General features: G+C 75.9%; 6 protein-coding genes. 3 read left to right on the top strand and 3 right to left on the bottom strand.

Features of this window, described 5'->3' with window-relative positions; translation table 11 throughout:
- Positions 1 to 750: NAD(P)H-hydrate dehydratase (locus HGA02_RS11100; RefSeq protein WP_168679062.1), on the bottom strand; the 750-nt coding region annotated here is incomplete at its 3' end.
- On the bottom strand, positions 734 to 1,468 hold the full coding sequence (locus HGA02_RS11095; protein ID WP_246247682.1) for a histidine phosphatase family protein: 735 nt from the start codon (positions 1,466 to 1,468) through the stop codon (positions 734 to 736). The genes HGA02_RS11100 and HGA02_RS11095, both read right to left, overlap by 17 nt.
- 186 nt (positions 1,469 to 1,654) lie before the next feature.
- Between HGA02_RS11095 and HGA02_RS11090 the strand changes: the two genes are divergently transcribed.
- Positions 1,655 to 2,566 (top strand): hypothetical protein, encoded by a 912-nt coding sequence (locus tag HGA02_RS11090; RefSeq protein WP_168679061.1) that lies wholly within the window; start codon positions 1,655 to 1,657, stop codon positions 2,564 to 2,566.
- A 50-nt stretch (positions 2,567 to 2,616) separates the two neighbouring features.
- Here the strand turns inward: HGA02_RS11090 and HGA02_RS11085 are convergent, their stop codons facing one another.
- Complete coding sequence (locus HGA02_RS11085) at positions 2,617 to 3,372, bottom strand: DeoR/GlpR family DNA-binding transcription regulator (RefSeq protein WP_168679060.1); 756 nt, start codon at positions 3,370 to 3,372, stop codon at positions 2,617 to 2,619.
- A 64-nt stretch (positions 3,373 to 3,436) separates the two neighbouring features.
- Between HGA02_RS11085 and HGA02_RS11080 the strand changes: the two genes are divergently transcribed.
- Positions 3,437 to 4,147, top strand: coding sequence for an NUDIX domain-containing protein (locus HGA02_RS11080; protein WP_168679059.1), 711 nt, complete (start codon positions 3,437 to 3,439; stop codon positions 4,145 to 4,147).
- A gap of 66 nt (positions 4,148 to 4,213) precedes the next feature.
- On the top strand, positions 4,214 to 4,483 hold the full coding sequence (locus HGA02_RS11075; protein WP_168679058.1) for an HPr family phosphocarrier protein: 270 nt from the start codon (positions 4,214 to 4,216) through the stop codon (positions 4,481 to 4,483).
- Positions 4,484 to 4,626: the final 143 nt, after the last annotated feature.

Here is a 4,626-nt window from a genome sequence, read left to right as displayed (position 1 = left end):
CCAGCAGGCGGCCTGGGCGGGGTCGGCGCCACGGCCGAGCAGCCCGACGAGCGCACCGGCGAGCACGTCCCCGCTCCCGGAGGTCGCGAGCCCCGGCGTCCCGGTCGAGACCTCCCACCGGCCCCCGTCGGGCGCGCCGATGCGTCCCTGGCACGTGACGACCGCGCCGTAGCGCTTCGCGACGCGGTCCGCCGCGGTGTCGTCGAGGTCGTCGTCGGGGACGCCGAGCAGCCGCGCGGCCTCCGTGGTGTTCGGCGTCAGGACGAGGCGGCCGCGCAGCTGCTCCGCGACGTCCGGGAGGTCGGCGAGGACGCCGAGGGCGTACGCGTCGAGCAGGACGGGCGTCGACCGTCGGACCAGCGGCACGAGCGCGGTGAGCAGGGCCGCGGTGCGGTCGGCGTCGTCGAGGCCCGGACCGACGAGCACGGCGTCGGCGGCGTGCAGGTCGTCGGCGACGACGTCGAGCCCGGTGCCCTCGACCGACCCCTGCTCGGTCTCGGGGAGCCCGACGACACCCGCCTCGGGCAGGGCGACGGCGAGCGGGACCGCGACGGACCGGGCGACCGCGAGCGTGAGCCGGCCCGCCCCCACCCGGAGCGCCGCGGTACCCGCGAGCAGCACCGCGCCGGGTGTCGTGCGCGCGCCGCCCACGACGACGACCTGACCGCGCCCGTACTTCGAGCCCGCGAGCGACGGCAGCGCCCACTCGCGCAGCAGGCGGGGCGTGACGGTCTCAGTGCGGGTGGGCATCGGTGTCTCCCGGGTGCGTCGTGGCAGGCGTCCCCCGCGTGCGGAGGTGGGCGTCGTCGTTGAACGCGGTGAGCTCCCACCGCGGCGGTCCGGGGCGGTGGCTCGGCTGCCGGACGAGCCGGGTCACGGCCGCGTTCCGGACGGGGTTGCGGCGGCCGAGGTCGAGCACCTCCGTCTCGGTGAGGCGCTCGCAGACGTACCGGACGGTCATGAGGACGGCGTCGTGCGCGACCACGAGGACGCGGCGGTCCGCCTCCCACCGGTCCAGGTCGGTGAGGAACGACCGGACGCGGAGGGTCAGGTCGGCCCAGGACTCGCCGCCCGGTGGCCGGTAGAAGAACTTGCCGAGGTGCCGGCGGCGCGCGGCCTCGGCCGGGAACCGCGCGTCGACGCCGGTGCTCGTGAGCAGGTCGAGGACGCCGAGCTCACGGTCGCGCAGGCGCTCGTCCTGGTGCAGGGGGAGGTCGAGCCCGGCCGCCTCGAGCGCGATCGTCGCGGTCTGCACCGCGCGCACGTAGGGCGACACCCACACGACGTCCGGGCCGGTCGTGCGCGACGCGTCCGCGAGCCAGGTGCCCAGGGCGGTCGCCTGCTCCGCGCCGAGTGCGGACAGCGGGGTGTCCGCGTCGCGCGTGTCGAGGTCGATGACCTCCTGGCCGGCGCGCTGGGCGGCCGACGCCGCGACGTTGCCGACGCTCTCGCCGTGCCGGACGAGCATGAGCTCGGTGACGCCCCTCGCGGTGTGCCCGTCGTCGCGGCTCACGCGGTCCCGGTCCTGGTGCGGCGCCGTCCAGTGCTCCATGAGCGTGCTCACCTCTCGTCGTCGCGCGGGCGGTGGGGACATCGTGGAACGCCTCACGCAGTTCCGCCACGGCAGCCCTGGCCCCGCTGGTACGGTCCGCCGGTGGCTGTGGGGAACCGTCGGGACGTCGTCGTCGCCGCGCTGATCACGCTCGTCGTGCCGGGTGCTGTGGCCGTGGCGGGCATGGCCGTCGTCGCGCTGCTCGCGAACCGCCCGTCGGTCGGCTGGGAGGGTCTCGGGCTCGTCCTCGTCGGGCTGGGCGTGACGGCGGTGGTGGGCGTGGTCGCCCTCGTCGTGACGGCGTCGGTCGCCTTCCGCCGGCTCCCGCCGGGGGAGCGGTGGCGCCCGGCGCTCGCCGCGGTGCTCGCCGCGCTCGTGGTGGCGGTGGCGCTGAGCCGCGCGCCGGGAGGGCCGGTCGCGCACCTGTGCCTGCTGACCCTGCCCGTGCTGCTGCCGCTGGTCGTGACGGGGCACGCGCGCTGGCGGTGGGTCGCGATCGTCGTCGGCGCGGTCGTGCTGCTCGGGCTGGGTGACACGGCGCTGCAGCGCTGGCAGCGCGGCGACGAGCGGCGGACCGAGCTGCAGCGGTTCGACGGTGGGCTGCCGCTGACGGACGGCACCTCGGTCGACAGCCCGTTGCCCGGCGGGTGGACCTACCTGACGACGCGGTGGCCGTACCCCGGGTCGGACCTCGACCTCACGATGCAGTGGCGGCGCGGGGCCGGCACGGCCGACGAGGCGAACTACGTCGTCGACGTGAGCACGGACCGGACGGACTGCGCGCCGCTGGGCTCCGAGCCGACGTGCACGGTGATCGGTCACGGGGTGCACGGGACCGTCACGCTCCGCGACAACGCCACGCGGTACGTCTTCGTCCGCGTCGGCGACGTCGAGTGGCGCGTCGACACCACGTACCTCGACGAGCAGGACGCCGTCGCCGTGCTCGACCGGCTCGAGCCCGTCGAGGTGCAGGACTTCCTCCGCGTCGCGCAGGAGGCGGAGACGCTGGGCTGACGCCTGGCCCACCCGCGTCTCGACCGCGCGCGTGCCCTCGCGCGGGGCCGTCAGGCGGGCACCAGCGCGACGCCCGCGCGCCGGAGCTCGACGAGCGTCGGGTCCTCCGCCGCGACGTCCGTGACGACGCCCGCGACCTCGTCGAGCGGCAGGACCGCGAAACGCGACGCGGCACCGACCTTCTCCGCGCTGGCCAGGACGAACGTGTCGGCGGCGCGACGGGCCAGCGCGCGCTTCATGGCGGCCTCGTCGGCGTCCCCCGTGGTGAGCCCCGCCGTGGGGTGCACACCCGTGACGCCGAGGAGGAACACGTCCGCCGTGACGCGCTCCGCCGCCTCGACGGCCGCGGCACCGCACGCGACCCCGGAGTGCTTGAACAGCCGGCCGCCGAGCACGACCACCTCGGCACGCGGGTGCTCGACCAGCGCCGCTGCGACGCCCGGGCTGTGCGTCACGATCGTGGCGTCCAGGTCGGGTGGCAACGCCCGGGCGACCGCGAGCGCCGTGGTGCCGCCGTCGAGGATCGCGGTGGAGCCGGGGGTGACGAGCCGCGCGGCTGCGGCGGCGACGCGGTCCTTGCTCGCGATGCTGACTCCTCCGCGGCTCGCGAGGTCGCCGACGGCGGGGGAGGCCGGGAGCGCCCCGCCGTACACGCGCTGGCACAGGCCTGCCTGCGCGAGGTCGCGCAGGTCGCGCCGGAGGGTGTCGGGTGACAGGCCGAGCTCGGCGGCGAGGTCCTTGGCGACGATGCGACCGTCGCGGTGGAGCCGCGCGAGCAGGACGTCACGGCGTTGGGCGGTGAGCATGCGACCTCCGGGTGCTGCACGTTCTTTCTTGTTCTTGCCGAGTGTTGCACGTACTGTCGCACACATGCCTCCCACGACCACGCCCACGACCACGCCCACGACCACGTCCACGCCCGCGCTGCCCGGGACGCGGATCCCGGACCACCGGGGCCGCACCGACCTCGACCGCACCGGCCTCGACCTCACCGGCAACCCCCGCGTCCGCGTGGTCGCGGTCGAGGTCCTCGCCGCCGCGTGGCACGTGCTGCGCCGGACGACGTTCGACTACCGCGCCGCCGACGGCCGGTGGACGCGGCAGCAGCGCGAGACGTACGACCGCGGCAACGGCGCGACCGTCCTCCTGTACGACCCCGACCGCGCGACCGTGCTCCTCACGCGGCAGTTCCGCTTCCCGGTCTACGTCAACGGCCACCCGGACGGGATGCTCCTCGAGGCCGCGGCCGGCCTGCTCGACGACGACGACCCCGAGACGGCGATCCGTCGCGAGGCGCAGGAGGAGACCGGTGTGCAGGTGGGCGCGCTCGAGCGGGTCTTCGACGTCTGGATGAGCCCGGGCTCGGTCACCGAGCGGCTGCACTTCTGGGCCGCGCCGTACACGCCCGCGCAGCGCACGGACGCCGGCGGTGGTGTCGCGGCGGAGGGGGAGGACATCGAGGTCGTCGAGCTGCCGTTCGCGGACGCGCTCGCGATGACGCTGACCGGGGAGGTGGCCGACGCGAAGACGATCATGCTGCTCCAGTGGGCGGCGCTGCACGGGCCGTTCCGCGGCCGCTGAGCCTGGACCTGCATGGTCTAGACCAGTAGCCTTCCGATGTCATCGTCGACATCCAGGAGGCAGGCCATGCAGCGTTCCGTCGTCGTCGCGATCGAGGAGGGCCTGCACGCCCGCCCCGCCGCGCTCTTCGTCGCCGAGGCCGCGCGACAGCCCGCACCGGTGACCATCGCGAAGAACGGCTCCACGCCGGCGCCGGCCCGCTCGATCCTGTCCGTCATCACGCTGGGCGTGTGCGCGGGCGACGAGGTCACCCTCGCGACCGAGGCCGACGACGACGAGGCGGCCGCCTCGCTCGACGCGCTCGAGACCTTCCTGGGCCGCGCCGCCGTGAGCTGACCACGAGCGAGGGCCGGGGCGGCGTCCCGCACGACGCCGCCCCGGCCCTCTCCCGTGTCACAGCCCGAGGTCGTCGAGCACGGGCAGCCGCGCCCGCACCGCCGCACGCGCCGCGTCCGCCCCGTCCGCCCCGAGCGCGACCT

It is taken from the genome of Cellulomonas septica, from assembly GCF_012396155.1.
Taxonomy (GTDB): domain Bacteria; phylum Actinomycetota; class Actinomycetes; order Actinomycetales; family Cellulomonadaceae; genus Cellulomonas; species Cellulomonas septica.
The sequence above is the reverse complement of the archived record's forward strand: the minus strand, read 5'-3'. Positions and strand labels throughout refer to the sequence as shown.